The organism is Microbispora bryophytorum (assembly GCF_006874465.1).
Taxonomy (GTDB): domain Bacteria; phylum Actinomycetota; class Actinomycetes; order Streptosporangiales; family Streptosporangiaceae; genus Microbispora; species Microbispora bryophytorum.
This window is the reverse complement of the sequence record NZ_VIRL01000005.1, coordinates 352,686-369,963: the sequence shown is the minus strand read 5'-3', so window position 1 is coordinate 369,963 and position 17,278 is coordinate 352,686. Positions and strand designations below refer to the sequence as shown.

The 17,278-nt window shown below is 73.7% G+C and carries 19 protein-coding genes; 9 read left to right on the top strand and 10 right to left on the bottom strand.

Annotation, left to right across the window (positions count from 1 at the left end; all coding sequences use genetic code 11):
- Nucleotides 1-172: 172 nt before the first annotated feature.
- The 4 genes from FLX07_RS13725 to FLX07_RS38395 form a co-directional block, all read right to left on the bottom strand.
- A complete protein-coding gene (locus FLX07_RS13725; RefSeq protein ID WP_142571126.1) occupies nt 173-466 on the bottom strand; it encodes an LmrA/YxaF family transcription factor in 294 nt (97 codons plus the stop codon).
- Between the two features lie 263 nt (nt 467-729).
- Nucleotides 730-924, bottom strand: coding sequence for a hypothetical protein (locus FLX07_RS13720; RefSeq protein WP_142571125.1), 195 nt, complete (start codon nt 922-924; stop codon nt 730-732).
- A 161-nt stretch (nt 925-1,085) separates the two neighbouring features.
- On the bottom strand, nt 1,086-1,523 hold the full coding sequence (locus FLX07_RS13715; RefSeq protein WP_142571124.1) for a nuclear transport factor 2 family protein: 438 nt from the start codon (nt 1,521-1,523) through the stop codon (nt 1,086-1,088).
- Nucleotides 1,520-2,230, bottom strand: coding sequence for a LysR substrate-binding domain-containing protein (locus FLX07_RS38395; RefSeq protein WP_268239465.1), 711 nt, complete (start codon nt 2,228-2,230; stop codon nt 1,520-1,522). The genes FLX07_RS13715 and FLX07_RS38395 overlap by 4 nt, the downstream gene beginning before the upstream one ends.
- Between FLX07_RS38395 and FLX07_RS13705 the strand changes: the two genes are divergently transcribed.
- On the top strand, nt 2,144-3,061 hold the full coding sequence (locus FLX07_RS13705) for a LysR family transcriptional regulator (RefSeq protein ID WP_142571123.1): 918 nt from the start codon (nt 2,144-2,146) through the stop codon (nt 3,059-3,061). The genes FLX07_RS38395 and FLX07_RS13705 overlap by 87 nt on opposite strands.
- A gap of 368 nt (nt 3,062-3,429) precedes the next feature.
- Nucleotides 3,430-4,314, top strand: a complete 885-nt coding sequence (locus tag FLX07_RS13700; RefSeq protein ID WP_223854382.1) for a pentapeptide repeat-containing protein — start codon at nt 3,430-3,432, stop codon at nt 4,312-4,314.
- Between the two features lie 44 nt (nt 4,315-4,358).
- On the opposite strand, the gene FLX07_RS13695 is transcribed toward FLX07_RS13700, so the two are convergent.
- Nucleotides 4,359-5,207, bottom strand: coding sequence for an NAD(P)H-binding protein (locus tag FLX07_RS13695; RefSeq protein ID WP_142571121.1), 849 nt, complete (start codon nt 5,205-5,207; stop codon nt 4,359-4,361).
- 89 nt (nt 5,208-5,296) lie between these two features.
- On the opposite strand from FLX07_RS13695, the gene FLX07_RS13690 reads away from it, so the two are divergent.
- Complete coding sequence (locus tag FLX07_RS13690) at nt 5,297-6,085, top strand: AraC family transcriptional regulator (RefSeq protein WP_208762200.1); 789 nt, start codon at nt 5,297-5,299, stop codon at nt 6,083-6,085.
- A gap of 5 nt (nt 6,086-6,090) precedes the next feature.
- Here the strand turns inward: FLX07_RS13690 and FLX07_RS13685 are convergent, their stop codons facing one another.
- The gene (locus tag FLX07_RS13685; protein ID WP_373292492.1) at nt 6,091-8,139 is read right to left on the bottom strand and encodes an AfsR/SARP family transcriptional regulator; all 2,049 of its coding nucleotides are present in this window, start codon (nt 8,137-8,139) and stop codon (nt 6,091-6,093) included.
- 90 nt (nt 8,140-8,229) lie between these two features.
- Between FLX07_RS13685 and FLX07_RS13680 the strand changes: the two genes are divergently transcribed.
- The gene (locus FLX07_RS13680; protein WP_142571120.1) at nt 8,230-9,108 is read left to right on the top strand and encodes an alpha/beta fold hydrolase; all 879 of its coding nucleotides are present in this window, start codon (nt 8,230-8,232) and stop codon (nt 9,106-9,108) included.
- Between the two features lie 41 nt (nt 9,109-9,149).
- Here FLX07_RS13680 and FLX07_RS13675 read toward each other — a convergent pair whose 3' ends face one another.
- The gene (locus FLX07_RS13675) at nt 9,150-10,709 is read right to left on the bottom strand and encodes an alpha/beta fold hydrolase (RefSeq protein WP_142571119.1); all 1,560 of its coding nucleotides are present in this window, start codon (nt 10,707-10,709) and stop codon (nt 9,150-9,152) included.
- A 219-nt stretch (nt 10,710-10,928) separates the two neighbouring features.
- On the opposite strand from FLX07_RS13675, the gene FLX07_RS13670 reads away from it, so the two are divergent.
- The 3 genes from FLX07_RS13670 to FLX07_RS13660 are packed head-to-tail and all read left to right on the top strand — an operon-like array spanning nt 10,929 to nt 13,122.
- Nucleotides 10,929-11,321 carry a GntR family transcriptional regulator gene (locus FLX07_RS13670; protein ID WP_142571118.1) on the top strand — a complete coding sequence of 131 codons (393 nt, stop codon included), beginning with the start codon at nt 10,929-10,931 and terminating at the stop codon, nt 11,319-11,321.
- Complete coding sequence (locus tag FLX07_RS13665; RefSeq protein ID WP_142571117.1) at nt 11,318-12,163, top strand: ABC transporter ATP-binding protein; 846 nt, start codon at nt 11,318-11,320, stop codon at nt 12,161-12,163. The genes FLX07_RS13670 and FLX07_RS13665 overlap by 4 nt, the downstream gene beginning before the upstream one ends.
- Nucleotides 12,160-13,122, top strand: a complete 963-nt coding sequence (locus FLX07_RS13660; protein ID WP_142571116.1) for an ABC transporter permease — start codon at nt 12,160-12,162, stop codon at nt 13,120-13,122. Before FLX07_RS13665 ends, FLX07_RS13660 begins: the two co-directional genes overlap by 4 nt.
- 18 nt (nt 13,123-13,140) lie before the next feature.
- Here FLX07_RS13660 and FLX07_RS13655 read toward each other — a convergent pair whose 3' ends face one another.
- The 3 genes from FLX07_RS13655 to FLX07_RS13645 form a co-directional block, all read right to left on the bottom strand.
- Nucleotides 13,141-13,839, bottom strand: coding sequence for a hemerythrin domain-containing protein (locus FLX07_RS13655; protein ID WP_142571115.1), 699 nt, complete (start codon nt 13,837-13,839; stop codon nt 13,141-13,143).
- Between the two features lie 160 nt (nt 13,840-13,999).
- Entirely contained in the window at nt 14,000-14,386 is a 387-nt protein-coding gene (locus tag FLX07_RS13650) for a VOC family protein (RefSeq protein WP_189104917.1), read from the bottom strand.
- Nucleotides 14,383-15,168, bottom strand: coding sequence for an arsenate reductase/protein-tyrosine-phosphatase family protein (locus tag FLX07_RS13645; protein ID WP_142571114.1), 786 nt, complete (start codon nt 15,166-15,168; stop codon nt 14,383-14,385). Before FLX07_RS13645 ends, FLX07_RS13650 begins: the two co-directional genes overlap by 4 nt.
- 117 nt (nt 15,169-15,285) lie before the next feature.
- Between FLX07_RS13645 and FLX07_RS13640 the strand changes: the two genes are divergently transcribed.
- Nucleotides 15,286-15,960, top strand: coding sequence for a pyridoxine/pyridoxamine 5'-phosphate oxidase (locus FLX07_RS13640; RefSeq protein WP_208762199.1), 675 nt, complete (start codon nt 15,286-15,288; stop codon nt 15,958-15,960).
- Nucleotides 15,961-15,997: 37 nt separating this feature from the next.
- The gene (locus FLX07_RS13635) at nt 15,998-17,254 is read left to right on the top strand and encodes an APC family permease (RefSeq protein WP_142571113.1); all 1,257 of its coding nucleotides are present in this window, start codon (nt 15,998-16,000) and stop codon (nt 17,252-17,254) included.
- Nucleotides 17,255-17,278: the final 24 nt, after the last annotated feature.

Sequence of the window (17,278 nt, the reverse complement as noted above, 5' to 3'; positions counted from 1 at the left end):
CAGGGCCGTGAGCAGGAGCAACAGCATCGTCACCGCTGTGGTGTAGCGCGCCTGCAGCGAGTGCAGAGACGGCATCGGTCTCACCATTCTCCTGCCGCACCCGTGGACGGCCGGCACCTTCGAGGAAGACTTGGACGATTCCGTCCACTTTGATGCTATTTGCCCGATTCTGTCAAGCGGGTGCACATGTCCTGACGTGGCCTTTCACCTGGCCCAACGCCATGTCGAGGGCGACCATGAGGGGCCGTTCGCCCTGCATGGTCTCGGCGAGCAGGTAGCCGCCCTGCAGGGCGGCGATGACCGCGACGGAGAGTTCCCGGGGATCCGCGCCGGGGTCGAGCTCGCCGCTTTCCCGCATCCGGGTGAGACCGTCCGCGAGTAATCCCTGCCACCTGGCGAAGACGGCAGCGAGAGACTGGCGGGCGTCGTCGCAGCGGCAGGCGAGCTCGTTGGCCAGTGCGCCGATGGGGCATCTGTAGGGTTCGCTTCGGCCGTAACCCTGCGACTAAGGGCGGCCTGCCCCCAGGGCACGGGGCGCCGCGAGGCGAGCTCAATTCTCAAGCGCTCACATGCTCACTCTTCAGCGGGAGTACCGCCCGCGGATCCGCCACGGATGCCAGGGGCGGCCCGTACTTTGCATCGGAGAACGCTCCCTATGGCGGCCAAACCGGCCGAGAGACTCGTGCATCCGGTGCCGGTGCGACCCACAGCGAGGAATGAGGGTCTCAGTCACGGCGGCCCATCAAGAATCTCCGCCGCGTCCTCGACGGCGGCATGGCATCCCTCGGTCATGTGCACCCCGGCGGTGTTCAGGATGACCTCGTCCACGCCCGCCCGCTCGTATTCGCCCAAGGCCGCTCCTATCCGCTGCGGGGTGCCGAAGAGGAAGATCCCGTCCTCGACGATCCGGTGCGCGCCGGACACCGGATCGTACGGATTAACATCGCAGCCGGCTTGGCGCGGCTCCGTACCAGAGGCTGGTGCGTTCGCAGGTCGATGTCAGCGGCGTGTGTAGGAAGTTCGCGACCGAGACGGCCCCCGGCCAGGGCGCCGGAATCTCCGCCATGTTTCCGGGCCATCGCCGGTCAGTCCGGGAACGGCGTGCCGGCGCCCCCGGTGAGGTGCTGGTACACCTCCCAGGCGTTGCGCTCGACAAAGTTGTGCAGCAGCGTGCCGTCCTCGGCGACGGCCCACACGGCGGTCCCGGTCATGCGGATCGGCTCCTGCCTCGGTGGCGTGCCGAGGACGCCGTTGTTCCCGCCGGTGAGGATCCACCGTGAGCAGACCCGGCTGCCGTCCTCGTTCTGGAACGTCTCGACGGTTTCCAGGCGCATATCGGTGATCTTCGATTGGAAGGCCACGACCCATTCCTTGAACGCCTGGCGGGAGACGACGTCCACGCCGCCCGTCGTGATGACGAAGTCCTCGGCGACGAACCGGTCGATCGCCTCCACGTCGTACGGCGGGTTCCACACCGTCCGCCAGAAGTCGTGCACGATCTCCACGGAGTTTCTGCGCCTCATCCCCGGTCGCCCCCATTCGCCGTGCCGTCCCTTTCGGGTGTCGATACCCCAGGTGGTCGGGGCATACCGGCGGCCAGGGCGGCGAACTCGGCGACGAGCGGGTCGCGGCGGCCCGACACCCAGGCGAGGGCCACCTCGTTGGGCGGGATGTCGAGGATGGGGACGTAGACGACGTCGGGCCGCTGGTAGTACATGGCCGTCGACTCCGGGAGGATGCTGATCCCCCGGCCGGTGGTCACGAGTTCGAGCTTCTCCTCCACGGTGCGCTCCGCCGTACCGGCCGGGACCTGGCGCGGCTCGCGCATCTCCGGGGCGACGCGGCTCCACTCCGGCACGGCGTCCGGATGCTGGAGCAGATGCTCGTCGGCGAGGTCGGCGATGCGCAGTGACTCCTCGCCGGCGAGCACCAGTTCGGCGTCGGCGACCAGCTGCTCCCCGGCCGCCGTCAGCGCGGTCCGGCGCTTGTCGCGGGTGAACAGCGGCAGCCCGGCGCGGTCGCCACCACCGGTGTGGGGCCGGCACCGCGCTCGAAAGGGGCCGTCCCCGGAGCGCGGAGCGGGTGAGCCTCCCGGCCCTGACGTCAGGGAGCGCGTCGCGCCGCTCCCGCCAGGTGTGATGCCATGGGTGGCGTGGAATTGCGGGAACTGCGGGTGTTCGTCGTGGTGGCCGAGGAGGGTGGCATGTCGGCCGCGGCGCGCCGGCTGCACATCAGCCAGCCCGCGCTGTCGCAGACTGTCGGCATGCTGGAGCGCCGGCTGGGGGTGAAACTGCTGGTCCGCAGCAGCGCGGGAGTGCGGCTCACCGAAGAGGGGGTGACCCTGCTCGCAGAGGCGCGAGCCGTACTCGCCCGGCACGACCGGGCACTGCGGACGATGGCCGCGTACACGAGCGGGGACGGCGGGGTCCTGCGGGTGGGGATTCCCCTTGAGCTGCCGTCCGACCTGCTCGGACCGGCGCTGGACCGGCTTGCGGTGGCCCATCCCGGCACCCGTACGCAGGCTCGCCACCTGTCCACGGCAGCGCAGCTGGCCGCGCTGCAGGCCGGCGAGCTCGACGTGGGCCTGCTCCGGGAGCGCCCCGCCGGGCACGAGTTCGACGCGATGCTCGTGGCCAGGGAGAAGCTCGGCGTGCTCCTCGCCGCCGAGCAGGCCGCCGAGCTGCGCGGTCCCGGCGGCATCCGCTTGGATGCGCTCACCGGGCTGGAATGGGTGGGCTTCCCGCGCTCGGGCAGCCCTGCCTGGTTCGACGAGCTGACCGCGATCCTGCGCAGCCACGGCCTGGATCTCGGTCCCGCCGCCCCCGAGGGTCAGGAGCTGATCGCGGAGGTCAAGCTCGCCGCCGTGAGCGCGGGCAGGGCTTTCGCACTGGCACCGCCGAGGTGGCCGCAGCCGCTCCCTCCGGCCGTCGCGTGGTCGGCCCTGGTCGGCCACCCGCTGATCCGGCGCACCTGGGCGGTGTGGCCGGCGACCGCGCGCCGCCGCGACCTTGCCGACTTCGTCGCGGGCTTCCGTGAACCGGGTGACGACCAGCCGAGATGACCGTCGCGGCCACACAGAGCCACATAGAGACCGCGCAGAGACCGCACGAGCCCGGCCAGGGACCCGCGCAGGGGATCGAGCGCGCTGATAACCGGAGGCACCAGTGGCATCCGGGCGCGCGCCCGCCCGGATGCCGGCTCGGCTCGGCGACGGAAGATTGGGCGACGGGCTTCACACACGTGAGCGGCCTCCCTCGGCGGAGGCCGGGCGCCCGGCGCTCGTTCGGTGGGATACGTTCTGACTGGACGCCGGAACGGCGAGCGCCACGGCCAGGCAAGACGAGGAGATCAGGCACATTGCCCGACACGCACGACCGCGGGGACACTCGTGGAAAGGCCCCGGCCGACTCCGGCGGTGCACGGACCGGTCTGCGGGCCGACTGCGCGAACTGCTTCGGGCTGTGCTGTGTCGCGCTGCCCTTCGCCGCCTCGGCCGACTTCGCGATCAGCAAGGACGCCGGGCGGCCGTGCCCCAACCTGCGGGACGACTTCCGCTGCGGCATCCATTCACGTCTGCGGGACAGCGGCTTTCCCGGCTGCACCGTTTACGACTGCTTCGGCGCGGGGCAGAAGGTCTCGCAGGTCACCTTTGGTCGCAGCTGGCGCGACGAGCCGCGGACCGCGGCACGGATGTTCGAGGTCTTCCCCGTCGTACGGCACCTGCACGAGCTGCTGTGGTACCTGGACGAGGCGATGTCCCTGCCGGAGACCCGCCCGATCCACGCCGAGCTGCGCGGCGCGTTCGAGGAGACCGAACGCCTGACCATGGGCACTCCCGACGACCTGCTGGGCGTGGACGTCGCCGCCCACCGCGAGAAGGTCAACGTGCTGCTGCTGCGGACGAGCGAGCTGGTGCGGGCGTCGGCCGGGGGCCGTGCCGCCGATCGTGCCGCGGATCGTGCCGCCGACCGCAGAGGAGCCGACCTCATCGGCGCCCGGCTCAGGAAGGCGGACCTGCGCGGAGCCAACCTGAGGGGCGCCTACCTCATCGGCGCGGATCTGCGCGGGGCCGATCTGCGCGGCGCGGATCTCATCGGGGCGGATCTGCGCGGGGCCGACCTCGGCGGCGCCGACCTCACGGGGAGCGTCTTCCTCACCCAGGCCCAGGTGAACGCGGCCAGGGGAGACGACGCCACGAAGCTGCCCCCGGCCCTCACCCGTCCGGCGCACTGGTCGGGCCCGCAGGCCGGCCCGGCCTCCGCGGCGGGCCGGGCCTCCACCCGCAGCCCGCGCCCCCGCCGCGGCCGCGGATAGTCCGCGAAGCTGCCGGAAGTCCTGAGGTCTTCCGGCCCCGGGATTCAGGCGAACGCGGTGCGGTGATCGTTCGCCCAGGTGGAGAACGTACGAGCCGGACGACCGAGCACGCGTTCCACGTCCTTGGTGACTATGGCGTTGCCCCCCTGTGCGACCATCCTGGAGCCGTTGACCGCGATCTCGGCGAAGGCGGGATCGACGCCGGCGGCGAGCATCCGCTCCTTGTAGACCTCCAGCGGCACGTCGGTGGCCGTGATGCGGCGTCCGATGACCTCGCCCAGGATCGCGGCCTGGTCGGGGACGCTCAACAGTTCCGGCCCGGTCAGCGTGAGGACGCTGCCCGCCTGATCGTCGGACGTCAATGCCCGCACGGCGGCTTCGGCGACGTCACGAGGGTCGACGAGGCCCTGCCTGCCGGTCCCCGTCGTGTTCGGTATCGGCTTTCCACGGCGGAGCTGACCGGCCCAGCGCAGCGCGTTGGAAGCGAAGCTGGACGGGCGCAGTATCGTCCATCGCAGGCCGCTCGCGCGTATGGCCCGCTCTCCCGGCAGATGCCAGTCCCCGACCTTGACCTCGGTGTTCTGGCCCGTGCCGATGGCCGACACCTTCACCACCTTGCCGACCCCGGCGGCACACGCGGCGGCCAGCATCGCCTCATCATGCTCGGCCAGCCGCGGCCCTGGGGCACTGAGCAGGAAAAGCGATTCCGCCTTGTCCGCCGCCCGCGCAAGGGAGCCCGGCTCGCCGAAGTCGCCCCGCACGACCTCCACGCCCGGTGGCGGCGTGATCGCCGCCGGGTCCCTGGTCATCGCCCGCACCCGCTCACCCATGGCCGCAAGCAACCGGACCGTCTCACTGCCGATGGTGCCCGTCGCACCTGTCACAAGAATCATGGTCACCCACCGTGTCAGCCCAGGTGCCGTGATCCATAGGAACTTTCGGCATGGTCACAGTGCCGAGCGCCGCTGGGTAACGTGAGGCCGTGCCTCTCGAACTCCCGATGGCCGTGCCGGGCCCGTTGCGGTGGCTGGTCAGCGAGATCACCTCCATAAGGGCCTGCGCGCCGTATGAGCGGACGCCGCTCGTCCACGTTCCCGACGCCGACACCTCGCTGATCTTCCGGACGACATGGGCGCGGCGCAGCGCTTTGCTGGTGGCCGGGCCGCGCACCCGCGCCTCCTACCATGCGGGCAAGGACTTGCCGGTCTGCCTCAGGTTCAGGCTGCGCCCAGGCGCCGCCCGGCTCCTGCTCGGAGTCCCGATGACCGAGCTGGTCGACCGGGTCGTCGACCTGGAGGAGTTGTGGGATGGCGCAGCGGGGCTGACCGCCGAGCCGGCCCGGCCGGGAGACGACGTGAGGCGCGTCCTGCAGCGTCTTCAGGCGGCGTTGCCGGCCCGGATCACCGGCCGGTCCAGTGCGGACCTGGCCCGCGGCGAGCTGGTGCGCGCCACCGCGCAAGCCCTGCGCGACCAGGCGGGGCAGCAGCGCGAGCCCATCGCCGTCATCGCCCGGCGGCTGGCCGTCAGTGAGCGTCATCTGCGTGATCTGGTCCGCGACGGCATCGGCGTGCCGCCCAAGCGCTTCGAGCGCATCGAACGCGTGCGCCGGGTGCTTGCCGGCGGCAGGGCCCACACCGCGTGCTGGGCGCAGCTCGCCGCGACCGCCGGTTTCTACGACCAGTCCCACATGGCCGCCGAGTTCCGCACCCTGATGGGCGTGCCTCCGGCCGCCTTCTTCGCGGGCCGTCTCCCCTCCCTGCAGCACTGCTGACCGGCTCACGACCGGTTCGGCTCGGCCCCGAGAGCGCCCCCGAGAGCGGCGGCGAGGTCGTCCAGGTGCGCGGCCACCGGGCCGAGCGTCAGCACGCCGCTGCCCGCCCCGGCCAGCTCCCCGGCCGCGGGCAGCAGCGCGGCGTGGGCGCGTTCCATCGTCGTGCGGTCCCCGAGGGTGAGGGCCGCCCGGGCGGTGAGGCACCACAGGGCCTCCGTCAGCAGGTCGCGCGGCGGTTCCGGGAGCGCGCGCAGCGCTGCGGCCGCCTCGGCGCGACGGCCGCGCGCCAGCAGCACCACGGGCCGGGCCCACGGCGCGTACGGCCCCCAATCGGCAGGTTCGACGTCGGGCGGGTGCTGCCCGTGCCGCAGGCGCAGGCACAGCAACGCGAGCGGCAGCAGGCCGTGCTCCATCCCGGGCATGCCGGCGCCGTCCAGCCGGGCGGCGGCGTCGCGGTAGGCGGCCTCGGCCTCCTCCGCCGTCGCCCGGCCGGTCGCGTCGAGGCGCAGCGCCCGATACCACGCGGTGAACACCCCCACGAGGGGCCGCTCGTGCCGTACGGCCAGGCGCTCGGCCTCGGCGGCGTGGGCGTCGGCGGCCGTGAAGTCCGCGAGCGCCGACCTGGCCTGCATCCGGATGAGATGCCCGAGCACCTCGAAGGTGACCAGGCCGTGCCGGGCGGACAGATCCACCAGGTCGGCGCCGATCTCGTCGCGGCGGGCGGCCAGGCCCGTCCGCTCGAAGGTCTGCATGAACAGGCCGCTCAGCGCGAACGCCAGCAGCGCGGGGTCGTTCAGGCGGCGGGCGATCTCCTCGGCCTGCCGCGCCGCCCGCGGCCCGTCGCCGAAGCGGTCGCCGCGCGACTCCAGCGCGATCGTGGCCAGCAGGCGGGCCCGGGCCGCCTCGTGATCGGAGGGCAGCGTGGCCAACGTGGCCAGGGCGGCCAGCGTGCGACCGGCCGCCGCGACGATGCGCGCCGCCTGCCCGGGGTCGTCGGACCGGGTCCAGATGGCCGGGACGTCGAAGGCGCCGATCACCCTGGCGGTCAGCTCCGCGTCGCCGAGCTCCTCGGCCGCCTCGACGGCGGCCATACGGTGCTCGCGCGCCGCCCGCAGGCCGCCGCCCCCGGTCACGGCGAGGTCGCGCAGCAGTCCTGCGGTCGACTCAAGGCGGGCCCGCGCCCCGGAGGCGACCGTGCGGTCGTACGCGGCGGTCACCTCGGCCCACACCCGTTCGGCCGTGCCGCGCACCGAGGAGCCGAGGTGGGAGGATTCGAGGTGATCGGCCTGGCGCAGGATGTCGGTCTCCAGGCGGCGCAGCCCCGGGCCCGGGTCCACTCCCAGCTCGTCCACCAGCAGTGCCCGCGCCCGGCGCAGCACGGCGAGCGCGTCGCCCTGCCGCCCGCTGCGGTACAGCGCGAGCGCGAGCAGCCGCCAGGCCTCCTCTCGCCAGGGGTGCCCGGCCGCGTGCGCGTCCAGGTCGGGCACCGCCTCGGCCGCCCGGCCCAGGGCCAGTCGCATCCGGGCGTGACGCTCGACCGCGTGCAACCGGAGCTCGGCCAGGCGGGAGCGCTCGGCGCGGGCCCAGTCCTGGTCGGCGAACTCCGCGTAGGCGGGGCCGCGCCACCACCCCAGCGCCTGCTCCAGCCGTCCGAGCCCGTCTTCGGGGGACAGATCCGCGGCCACCGCGTGCTCGAAGCGCCAGGCGTCCACCGCGTCGGCGCCGGCCCGCAGGGCGTACCCCGGTCCCTCGGTGACCAGCAGCCGTGCGGGGGTGCGGGGCGGCCGGTCGGGTTCCAGCGCGCGGCGCAGCGCCGCCACGAACGTCCGCACGGCCCCGACCGCGCCCGCCGGCGGTTCGTCCCACAGGTCGTCGACCAGGCGGGTGACCGGGACGACGCGGCCGCGGGCGACGATCAGCCGGGCCAGCACCGCCCGGTGCCGCGGCCCCTTCAGGGCGATCGCGCAGCCGGCGCCGTCCCAGGCCGTCACCGGCCCCAGCACTCCGAACGCGATCCCCACCTGCGGCCCCCTCCAGGTCACGGCACCTGTCACGGCACCTGTCACGGTAGCGCGCTGACCGGATGCTCATTCAGGCCCGGCAGCCTGGGGGCATCTGATCCCGCACAGAAAGGGGGGCGCGTCATGGCGCCTGTCCTTCCCGATTTCGACTACCTTCGCGTGCCGGTCGCCGACGGTGTGTCGCTGAACGCGGCCGTCGCCGGGGCGGGGAGCCCCATCGTGCTGCTGCACGGCTTCCCCCAGACCCACCTGATGTGGCGGCACGTCGCCGCCGACCTGGCCGCCGGTCACACCGTGATCTGTCCCGACCTGCGCGGGTACGGCGCCAGCGACAAACCGGCCGAGGCCGGTCGCGAGACCTATTCCAAGCGCACGATGGCCGCCGACGTCGTCGCCCTGGCGCGGGCGCTGGGACATGAACGGTTCGCGCTGGCCGGGCACGACCGCGGCGCGCTGGTCGCCTTCCGCGCCGGGCTCGACCACCCGGCTTCGATCAGCCACCTGGCGTGCCTCGACGTGCTGCCCACGCTGGACATGTGGGAGGTGATGCACGGCGCGGGCGCCGCCGTCGGATTCCACCTGTACCTGATGGCCCAGCCGCCCGGCCTGCCCGAGCGGATGATCGGCGCGAGCGCGGACGCCTTCTTCGGCCACTTCCTCGACGTCTGGACCCTCGACCGCGAGGCGATCCCCGCCGGCGTACGCGCCGCCTACCTGGACGCCTGCCGTACGGCGGTGCCCTCGATCGTGGCGGACTACCGCGCGTCGGCGGGGATCGACGCCGACCACGACCGGGCGGACCGGGAGGCGGGAAACCGGCTGCGGATGCCGGTGACCGTGCTCCAGCAGGACTGGGGGGCCGCCCTCGGGTACGACGCGGGGGCGCTGTGGGGCGCCTGGGCCCCCGACCTGGTGCACACGACGGTCAAATGCGGGCACTTCATGGCCGAGGAGGACCCGGCTGGCGTCGCCGGGGCCCTGCGCGCCCTCCTCACCCGCTGATCGGCGGCGCGGGTGCGCCCGCGCCGCCGGTCCGGCGAGGGTCAGCAGGCGACGTCGGCGGGCGGGAGCGTCCCGATGACGAGGAAGGCGTCGACCCGGCCGTTGAGGCAGGCGTCGCCGAAGGCGGGGTAGGGCGCGTGGGTGTGCGCGTCGATGGTGACCATGCGCGAGCCCCGGATGCCCGCCGCCACGGCGCGGCCGTTGGCCACCGGCGCGGCCACGTCCCGCAGCGCGGCGGTCACCAGGACCCCGGGCGCCCGGCCGGCCGGCAGCCGCACCGGCTCGTCCGCGATCCTGGGCCAGAAGGCGCACGGCGTGATGTTGGCGTTGGCCGGGCCGAACAGCGGATAGCGCGCGCTGTAGGAGGCGAGATCACGCTGGTAGTCGCGGAGATCACGCGGCCAGGGGCCGTCCCCGCACCGGTAGGCCATGTTGGTCGCCGTGTGGTTGTCGGCCGGGACGCCGGGCACCCCCGGGGGCGGCAGCGGGCGGACGGGGAACGGCACGTAGGGCTCCCGCCCGGCGGCGACGTCGGCGAACGCCGCGGCGACCAGCCCGAAGGAGCGCTCGTCGTAGATGCCCGCAACGAGCAACGTCCCCAGCTCGCCCGACGTCCAGGCGTGACCCGCGACGACGATCGGAGCCGTCGCGGCGCGCCGGATCAGCCCCGCGACGGCGTCGGTGACCTCCCGCGCCGTGCCGCCGAGGCCGTACTCGGCGTCGCGCTCGGCCGTCCAGGCGGCGAAGGCGCCCGTCCCGGCCTCGAACGCCGGGGTGCGGTCCAGCTCGTACGGCCGCCACGCGTCGTCCGGGTTGACGGGGCTGTCCAGCACGAACCTGTCCACCCTGCCGGGGAACAGGGCGGCATAGACCGCCCCGAGCATCCCCGCGTACGACCCGCCGAGGTAGGAGATCTTCTCCTCGCCGAGCGCGGCCCGGATGACGTCCATGTCCCTGGCGGCGTTCGCCGTGGTGGCGTGCGGCAGGGCCCACCCGGAGGCGCGCACGCAGTCCCGCGCGTACGCGCGGGCCTCGGCCGCGTCGGCGGGGAGGCTTCCGGGGCCGGCGGTGCGGACCCGGTAGCCGCCGGGCTCCTCCACGGCCTGGCCGCAGCCGATGGGCGTGCTCCGCTCGACGAACCGGATGTCGAAGCCGATCAGGTCGTAGCGCGCCCGCACCTCGGGGGACAGCAGGGGTGCCAGGCTCGACGGCAGCGGCACGCCCGGCCCGCCGGGGCCACCTCCGGTGGTGAGCAGCACGCCGCGGCGCCGCGCCGGGTCGGTCGCGGGCAGCCGCGAGATCGCGATCGTGATCGTCCGGCCGCGGGGACGGCGGTGGTCGAGCGGCACGGTGACCTCCGCGCAGCGCAGGGCGGGGTCGTCGACCCCGGCGCAGTCGCCCCAGCGCAGGGGCCGCGCCGGATGCCGGTGCGGCCCCTGCCACGGATGCTGCTGCGCCTCCTGCGGGGGATCCTGCTGCGGATTCCGATTCGATGAGAGGGCCGCCGTGTTCACCGCGCCTGCCGCCGGGTGCGCCGGCGAGAGCAGCACGATCGATGCAGCGACGGCCACGATCCGCGCCGCGCCTGCCCAGTACGTCATGCGACCCACACTGATCAACGGGAGCCGCGCGCGCCACCGGCCGGCCTCCGTGCGCCGCTCGGCGGGGGAGCACGCGCTGCTCCGGGGCGCGGCCCCCACGCCCGCGCGTGAAACTTTCCCGGCCTGCCCTCGCTTGATGCGACAGCTTCGACCGGGTTGACAAGGGGCGGATGAATCCAACACCCTTTCACTATTCAAATAGTGAAAGGGTGGTGCCGCTTGATCGAGTTCAACCTGGACCGCGGCTCGGGGGTCTCGACATACCTGCAGCTCGTTCACCAGGTAAAACAGGCGCTCCGGCTCGGTACGCTGCGGCCGGGCGACCAGCTGCCGACCGCCCGCGAGGTGGTCGAGAGCCTGGCCATCAACCCCAACACCGTGCTCAAGGCATACCGGGAGCTGGAGCGCGAGGGGCTGGTCGAGGGGCGGCCGGGGATGGGGACCTTCGTCCGGCAGGGCATCGCGGGGGCGACGCTCGCCGAGCACACGCGGCTGCGGCGCGGTCTGGAGGCATGGGTGCGCGAGGCCCGCGCGGCCGGGCTGGATCAGGAGGACCTCCGAGCGCTGTTCGCCGTGGTCCTGAGCGACGCCGCGAAGGAGGGCGTGGCATGAGACCGGCGATGGAGGCGACCGGGCTGGGGGTCCGCTACCGCCGCACGTGGGTGTTGCGCGACTGCTCGCTGTCGGTGCCCGCGGGACGCGTGGCGGCGCTCGTCGGGCCCAACGGCGCGGGCAAGACGACGTTGATGCACGCGGCCGTCGGGCTGCTGAAGCCCGCGCTGGGAAGCGTCCGCGTGGCCGGCGAGGTGGCATTCGTGGCACAGGACAAGCCGCTGTACGAAAGCTTCACCGTCGCGCAGATGCTCGCCTTCGGCCGCCGCATGAACACCCGCTGGGACGCCGCCGTCGCCGCCGACCGGCTGGCCGGGCTGGGCATTGCGCTGGAGCGGAAGGTGAGCGGGCTGTCGGGCGGGCAGCGGGCGCAGGTGGCGGTCACGCTGGCGCTGGCCAGCCGGCCCGATCTGCTCGTGCTGGACGAACCGCTGGCCAACCTCGACCCCCTCGCGCGTCACGACGTGATGCGCTCGATCATGGCGGAGGTGGCCGGGCGGGAGCTGACCGTGCTGCTGTCCTCGCACGTCGTCTCCGACCTTGAGGAGACATGCGACTGGCTGGTGGTGCTGAACGGGGGCCGGCTGCAGGTCAGCGGTGACATCGAGGAACTGCTCGACGGGCATCTCGTGCTCACCGGGCCGGACGGGGTGCCGGCGGCGGGGACGCGGGTGGTGAGCGCGAGCCGCACCGGCAGGCAGGTCAGCATGCTGGTCAGGGGCGCGCCCCCGCTCGATCCGCGCTGGCGGGCGCGGCGCCCTGGGCTGGAGGAGCTCGTCATGGGCTACCTGCGCAGCCCCGAGTCGGCGGTGCTGCCGCATCTGGCGGGGGTGGACGCGTGATCTGGGTGACGTGGCGCCAGCACCGGCCGCAGATCTTCGTGACAGCGGCCTTCCTGGCGCTGCTGGGGGCGCTGCTGCTGGGGTCGGCGGTGGAGGCGAGCTGGTACGTGAGCGCACACGCCCGGCCCGGCTGCCCGGAGCCCGCCCTGTCGTGCGGCGACCTGGCGGCGGCGCTGGCGCGGCGCTACGACGCGGTCTACTCGGTGTTCGGCTGGATGCCGCTGGTGGCGCCGGCGTTGATCGGGGCGTTCTGGGGTGCGCCGCTGCTCGGCCGCGAGTACGAGCGCGGCACCCACCGCCTGGCCTGGACCCAGGCCGTGCCCGTGTGGCGGTGGCTGGCGGTCAAGCTGTCGGTCCTGGGCGGGGCGGTCGTGGCGGGTGGGCTGCTGCTGTCGCTCATGGTGAGCCTGTGGCGTCCGGTGTTCAGGTCGGGGGGCGACTCCACGTTCGGCAACATCGGCGTGTTCAACATGGTCGGGGTGGAGCCGGCGGCGTGGTGGTTGTACGCGTTCGCACTGGGCACCGCGGCGGGCGCCCTGTTCCGGCGTACGCTGCCCGCGATGGCGCTGGTCGTGATCGGGGTGACGGTGACGATGTTCACCCTGTTCCGGCTGAGCGACCACTACGCCGAGCCGGCCCGTGTCGAGCTGTCCGGCACCGTGGTGCTGGACGACCGCGACGCCCGGCTGGTGAGAGCCGCCTGGGTGGAGCCGTCCGGGAGGGAGATCGCCGAGCCGCCGGACAGCGGCTGCGCACGCCGCGTGGACGTGGGGCAGAGCGGCAAGAACGCGGAGGCGTGGCAGGCGTGCCTGTTCGGCAAGGGCTACCGGTACGCGGTGTACTACCAGCCGCCGTCCAGGTTCTGGCGCTTCCAGTGGACCGAGGCGGGGATCCTGGCGCTCGCGTCGGCGGCCCTCGGCGGCCTGGCCGTGCGCCGCACTCTCCGCCGCCCCGGCTGACAGGCGAGGTCCGTCCGATCACCCGGCGGGAGTGAAGCGGGACAGGTCGTAGATGCCGAGCGCCTTCTCGATGTCGGCGACCTGGCCGACCACGCCTTCGAAGCCGCGCGGCCCGAAACGCCGGTGCTCTACGTCCTCGAAGAGCTCGGCCAGGCGGAGGAACTCCTTGGCGGGCACGACCTCACGGAATGCGGGAAACACCACCGTGTCCTCCCGCGCCTCGTGCGGCTCGTACATGCGGACGAACGCCGCCATGTCGGCGACCAGGGTGTGGGCGGCCCCGGCCCCCGTCGCGTGCCGGGTGGCGGTGAGGATGCGCCCGGTCAGCGCGCGTCCTCGGCGGTGTTGCAGCAGCAGGACCGAGACGGTGCCGGTGAGCCTGCCGGCCTCGCACAGCCGGGGGAAGACGTACTTCTCCTCCAGATGCTCGTGGTAGTCCTCGATGAAGCCGCGGATGATGCGGGCGGCGGCGTTCAGCGGCTGCGCGGGCGTCCGCTCGCCGGCCTCGATCCGCCGGATGCCCTCCCGGTAGACGAGCAGGATCCGCTTCAGCACGCCGTGCTCGCGCATGAGGTCCTCGGGCGGAGTCACCTCCGCCTCCTGCTCAGGCACGGCCGCCGCCGCGGGGACCGCGACGGTCACCGCACCGGCGAGGGCCGCGGCGGACAGGCCGAGCAGGTCGCGGCGGCGCACCGCCGGTGAATCACGATCGTCCACGCCGTCTCCGTCCCTCGCCCGGTCGTCGGGTGCCGCCCGCGCGCTCGCGTGCGATCGGAGACTCCCCGGCGCGGCCGGACGCCATGCGGCGGCGCGGGTAAACGCTTCGCCTGGCGCCGGTGGTGGGAGCGCCGGAGGTGACCGGCCCGGCCCGCCGAGGTCAGGACCGGTCGGCGGGCTGGAACAGCTCGACGAGATTGCCGGCGGGGTCGGGGAGCAGGATCTGCCGGCCGCCGGGGCCGGTGACCACCTCGCCGTGGAAGGACAGTCCCGCGGCGTGGAGCCGGCCGATCTCGGCGTCCAGGTCGTCGACGACCAGCAGGATGCGGTTGCGGCCCGCGCCGGCGGCCTCGGGGGGTGTGGCGCGGGCACCGGAGCTGGCGGGCCCGGACAGCAGCAGCCGCAGCGGCCCGCGCACCACGTCGGCGAAGGCGGGTCCGGCGCCGCTGTTCAGGGTGAAGCCGAGATGGGTGGTGTAGAAGCCGACGGCCGCCCGGACGTCGTCGACGAGGTAGCGGACGCTGGCGTAGTGGCCGGTCACGGTCATGAGTGAGCCTCCGGAGTATGAGCCAGGACGGGCAGTAGGTAACGGATGCGCGTGTCGATGTCGGCCGCCGCTCGGACGAGCGCGGCATGGACGTCCTGCTCCGACCGGCCCGCCGCAGCCGGATCGGGGGTGCTCCAGTGGATCCGCCGAACGTGGTCGCCGAACTCGGGGCAGACTTCGCGGACCTTGTCGCACAGCGTGATGACGTAATCGAACCGGTGGCCGCGCAGCGTGTCCAGGTGGCGGGGCCGCCGGTCGGCGATGTCGATGCCGTACTGCTCGCGCAGCACGCGTACGGCGTGCGGGTGCATCCGAGCCGCGGGCCGGCTGCCGGCGCTGGTCACGGTCACGCGACCGGCGGTGTGATGGCGCAGCAGGGCTTCGGCGATCGGTGAGCGGGCGCTGTTTCCCGTGCAGGCGAACAGCACCGAGAGGCGGGGCCACCGCGACGGAGGCTCCGGCGGCTCCGAAACGCCCCGCAGGTCGGGATGCAGGGCCGGATGCAGGGCGGCCCCGGCGCCGGCCAGGGCCTGCGCGCAGCGGTCCAGGTCGAGCCGGTAATAGCTGTCGCGGCCGTCGCGGCTGCTGCGGGTCGCGGTGACCAGGCCGCCGTCGCGCAGCAGCCGCAGATGATAGGAGACCAGATTCTGCGGCGCCTCGACCAGCGTCATCAGCTCACGGACCCGCAGGTCGCCTGCGGCGAGCTCGGTCAGCAGCCGCCAGCGCAGCGCGTGGCCGGCCAGCCGCACGAACGCCGGAAGGGCTTGATCGGACGACGCCATGAGCCGGACAATACATCAAATCGATTTGATGAAACAGCGTTTGATGGAACACTGCCGACGAGGCGGATTCCCGGCCTCGTGGCGGTGAGCCTGACGGCTCGAAGTGGAGGAGTGATCGTGGGGGAGAGCGTCGCGGTGGGGTCGATTCGTGAACTGTTGCGGGGGCTTGCGGTCTTCGACACCGAACTTCCGGGGTTCGACGCCGACGCCGCGCCGTCCGACCCGGTCGCCCTGTTCGTGGAGTGGCTGACCGCGGCGGTCGAGGCCGGGGTGCGTGAACCGCATGCGATGTCGCTGGCGACCGCCGACAGCCGCGGACGGCCATCCTCCCGCGTGCTGATCTGCAAGGATCTCGCGGCGGACGGCACCTGGTATTTCGCGACGGGCGCGGGCAGCCGCAAGGGACGGGAGCTGGCCGTCACTCCGTACGCCGCTCTGTGCTTCCACTGGCCCGAGCAGGGCCGTCAGATCCGGGTGCGGGGCACGGCCGTCCCGGAGGACGCCGAGCGCGGCGCCGCCGACTTCCTCGCCCGTTCCCCCGGCGCGCGTGCCGACGCGCTGACCGGCCGCCAGTCACAGGTCCTTGACCACCCGGCCGACCTCGACGCCGCCCTCCGCGCGGCCCACGCCAGGATCGAGGCCGACCCCGGGGTGGTCGCGCCGGAATGGACCGTGTACGGCGTGCACGCCGAAGAAGTCGAGTTCTGGCAGGCCGACCGCGACCGCCGGCACACCCGCCTGCGGTACACGCGCGAGGAGACCTCCTGGGCGCGGCACCGCCTGTGGCCCTGAGACAAACCACCGTGAGCGGACATCAATGGAGGTCGCCATGGGCACACCGGCCCGGGCAGGGGAGGGGCCGCTGGAGCGCCGGCTGGGCCTGACCGACGCCGTGGTCATCGGGCTGGGCTCGATGATCGGCGCGGGGATCTTCGCCGCGCTGGCGCCGGCGGCGAAAGCGGCCGGGTCCGGGCTGCTGCTCGGGCTGGCCGCCGCGGCGGTGGTCGCCTACTGCAACGCGACCTCCTCGGCCCGGCTGGCCGCGCGCTACCCCGCCTCCGGCGGCACCTACGTGTACGGCCGGGAGCGGCTGGGGGAGTTCTGGGGCTACCTGGCGGGGTGGGCGTTCGTGGTCGGCAAGATCGCCTCCTGTGCGGCGATGGCGCTGACCGTCGGCTCCTACGTGTGGCCGGAGCAGGCCCACGCGGTGGCGGCGGCGGCCGTGGTGGCGCTGACCGCGGTCAACTACGTGGGAATCCACAAGAGCGCCTGGCTCACCCGGGTCATCGTCGGGGTGGTCCTCGCGGTGCTGGCCGCCGTGGTGGTCGCCGGTCTGACCTCCGGCGCCGCGGACCCGGCACGGCTGGACGTCGGCTCCGACGCCACCGCCGGAGGGGTGCTGCAGGCGGCGGGTCTGCTGTTCTTCGCCTTCGCCGGTTACGCCCGCATCGCCACCCTCGGCGAGGAGGTGCGCGACCCGGCGCGGACCATCCCCCGCGCGATTCCGCTCGCACTCGGGCTCACCCTGGTCGTCTACGCGGCGGTCGCGGTGTCCGCGCTCGCCGTGCTGGGCAGTGCGGCGCTGGGTGACGCCGTCGCGCCCCTGGCCGCCGTCGTGCGGGAGGCCGGGCATCCCGGCCTGGCCCCGGTCGTACGGGCGGGCGCCGCGCTCGCCGCGACCGGCTCGCTGCTCGCGCTGATCCTCGGGGTGTCCCGCACCACGCTGGCCATGGCCCGCGACCGGCACCTGCCGCACGCGCTCGCCGCCGTCCATCCGCGCTTCAAGGTGCCCCACCGCGCCGAGCTGGCCGTCGGCGCGGTCGTGGCGATCCTGGCCGCGACCGCGGACCTGCGCGGCGCGATCGGGTTCTCCTCCTTCGGCGTGCTGGTCTACTACGCCCTCGCCAACGCCGCCGCGTGGACCCTCAGCCCCGATGAGGGACGGCCGCCGCTTGCCGTGCCCGCCGTCGGTCTGGCCGGGTGCCTGGTCCTGGCCTTCTCCCTGCCGCTGTCGTCGGTGGTCTCCGGGGCCGCCGTACTGGCGGCCGGCGCCGCCGTCTACGCCCTGCGCCGGGCCGTCACCTGACGAGCGGCGCTTGAGACTCGCGGG